General features: G+C 67.4%; 3 protein-coding genes. All 3 read left to right on the top strand.

Annotation, left to right across the window (positions count from 1 at the left end; translation table 11 throughout):
• The first annotated feature begins 66 nt into the window (after positions 1–66).
• Positions 67–405, top strand: coding sequence for an XdhC family protein (locus EOA29_RS32990; RefSeq protein ID WP_127222178.1), 339 nt, complete (start codon positions 67–69; stop codon positions 403–405).
• A gap of 6 nt (positions 406–411) precedes the next feature.
• Positions 412–1,116: an XdhC family protein gene (locus tag EOA29_RS32985; protein ID WP_126093636.1), complete on the top strand. Its 705-nt coding sequence runs from the start codon at positions 412–414 to the stop codon at positions 1,114–1,116.
• The coding region (locus EOA29_RS32980; protein WP_127222177.1) for a molybdopterin-binding/glycosyltransferase family 2 protein at positions 1,113–2,482 on the top strand (1,370 nt) is incomplete at its 3' end. The genes EOA29_RS32985 and EOA29_RS32980, both read left to right, overlap by 4 nt.

Here is a 2,482-nt window from a genome sequence, read left to right as displayed (position 1 = left end):
GTGATTGATTGAGCATGCATTTGCGCGAACTGCCCAGATCATAAACAGACTCCAAGAGAAGCAGTCATGGAAAACAGCATCTATCTCGATGAGGCCCGCGATCCGCTGATCATAGCGGAAGGCTGGATGAAGGATGGCAAGGATGTCGCCATCGCAACCGTGGTCGAAACCTGGGGTTCGGCGCCGCGCCCGGTCGGCAGCCATCTGGTCATCGACGCCGAGGGAAATTTCCACGGTTCCGTCTCCGGCGGCTGTGTCGAGGGCGCCGTGGTGACCGAAGCGATCGATGTCATCGGCAGCGGCAAGGCGAAGATGCTCGAGTTCGGTGTCGCTGACGAAACCGCCTGGCAGGTGGGGCTGTCCTGCGGCGGCCGCATCAAGGTCTATGTCGAACGGTTGGGCTGACTGCGGATGGATCCGTACGTTCTCAAAACATTGAATGAGGAGCGCCGCGCCCGGCGCGCCGCGGTGCTGGTCACCGATCTCGGTGACGGCCGCGACCGCATCGTGCGCGAGGGCGATCACGTAGCGGGCGATCTCGGGGCGGCGATCGCCAGGGCGTTCCGGACCGGCAATTCGGGATCGGTGGAGGCGGAGGGCCGGACTTTCTTTCTCAACGCGCATCTGCCGCGCCCGCGCCTGGTGGTGATCGGCGCGGTCCATATCAGCCAGGCGCTGGCGCCGATGGCCAGGATCGCCGGCTATCCGGTCGAGATCGTCGATCCGCGCACCGCCTTCGCCACGCCCGAGCGCTTTCCAGATGTGGCGCTGCATGCCGAATGGCCGCAGGATGTGCTGAAGCGCAAACCGCTCGACAGCTACACCGCGCTGGCCGCCGTCACCCACGATCCGAAGATCGACGATTTCGCGCTGAAGGCGGCGCTCGATGCCAGGTGCTTCTATGTCGGCGCGCTTGGCAGCAGGAAGACCCACGCCAAGCGGGTCGAGCGGCTGCTGGCGCTGGGCGCCAGCGCCGACCAGATCGCCCGCATCCATGCGCCGATCGGTCTCGACATCGGCGCGGCGAGCCCGGCCGAGATCGCCGTTGCGGTGCTGGCGCAGACCATCCACGCGTTCCGCTCGCGCGGCCTCGAAGTGAAAGGTGCCGTGGCGTGAAGTTCGGCCCGGTTCCAATCGAGCAGGCTGAAGGCGCGGTGCTGGCGCATGCGACGGCAGCCGGCGAACGCCGGTTCCGCAAGGCGCATCGGCTGAGCAGCGACGATGTCATGGCGCTGAAAGCGGCCGGCGTCAGGGAAGTTGTCGCCGCCGTTTTGTCCTCCGATGATCTCGGTGAGGATACGGCGGCCGCGAAGATCGCCGCCGGCATGCGCCACCGCAACGTCGAGGTGAAACCCGCCGCGACCGGGCGGGTCAATCTCCATGCCGCGACCGCGGGCATCTTCACCGTCGAGGCAAAGATGATCGACGCCATCAACGCCGTCGATCCGGCCATCACCGTCGCCACGCTGGCGCAGCACGCGCCGGTCGAGAAGGGCCAGATGGTGGCGACGGTGAAGATCATTCCCTTTGCTGTCGCCGCGAGCCTGGTCGATGCGGTGGTCAAGATCTGCGCCGGCGGCGAGATCTTTGCCGTCAACGCCTATCGTCCGGTCAATGTCGGCGTCATCCAGACAACGCTCCCCGGCGTGAAGCCGAGCGTGCTCGACAAGACGCTGCGCGTCACCGAGGCGCGGCTGTCGCGTTCCGGCGGCCGCCTGACGGCGGAGCGGCGCACGCCGCATGAAGTGGCGCCCGTCGCGGAAGCCGCGACCGCGCTGGCGCGCGGCAACGACATGGTGGTGATCTTCGGGGCATCGGCGATGAGCGATTTCGCCGATGTCGTGCCGGCGGCGATCGAGCGCGCAGGGGGTACCGTCATCCGCGCGGGCATGCCGGTCGATCCCGGCAATCTGCTGGTGCTGGGCACGCTTGCCGGCAAACGCATCATTGGCGCGCCCGGCTGCGCCCGCAGCCCCAAGGAAAACGGTTTCGACTGGGTGTTGGATCGGCTGATTGCCGGGCTCGACGTGACGGCGCGCGATATTGCCGGCATGGGTGTTGGCGGGCTGCTCATGGAAATCCCGACCAGGCCGCAGCCGCGCGAGCCGCTGCCGGCCCCACAGTCGGCAAGATCGGAGCCCAGGGTCGATATCGTGCTTCTTGCCGCCGGCCGCTCCAGCCGCATGGGCGGGCCGAACAAGCTCCTGGCGCTGTTCGACGGCGAGCCGCTGGTGCGCCGCACAGCCGAGCGCGCACTGGGTTCGAAGGCGGCCAGCACCATCGTCGTCACCGGACATCAGCGCGAACGCGTGCGCTCCGTGCTTTCCGGCCTCGATGTGAGGCTCGCCGACAATCCGGACTTCGCTGACGGTCTCGCCTCGTCGTTGAAGGCAGGCATCGCGCAGGTCGCGCCAGACGCCGCCGGCGCCATGATCGTGCTCGGCGACATGCCGGGCGTGTCATCGAAGGACCTCGACAGCCT

Origin of the sequence: Mesorhizobium sp. M1E.F.Ca.ET.063.01.1.1 (assembly GCF_003998155.1) — a bacterium.
Lineage (GTDB): Bacteria > Pseudomonadota > Alphaproteobacteria > Rhizobiales > Rhizobiaceae > Mesorhizobium.
The sequence above is the reverse complement of the archived record's forward strand: the minus strand, read 5'-3'. Positions and strand labels throughout refer to the sequence as shown.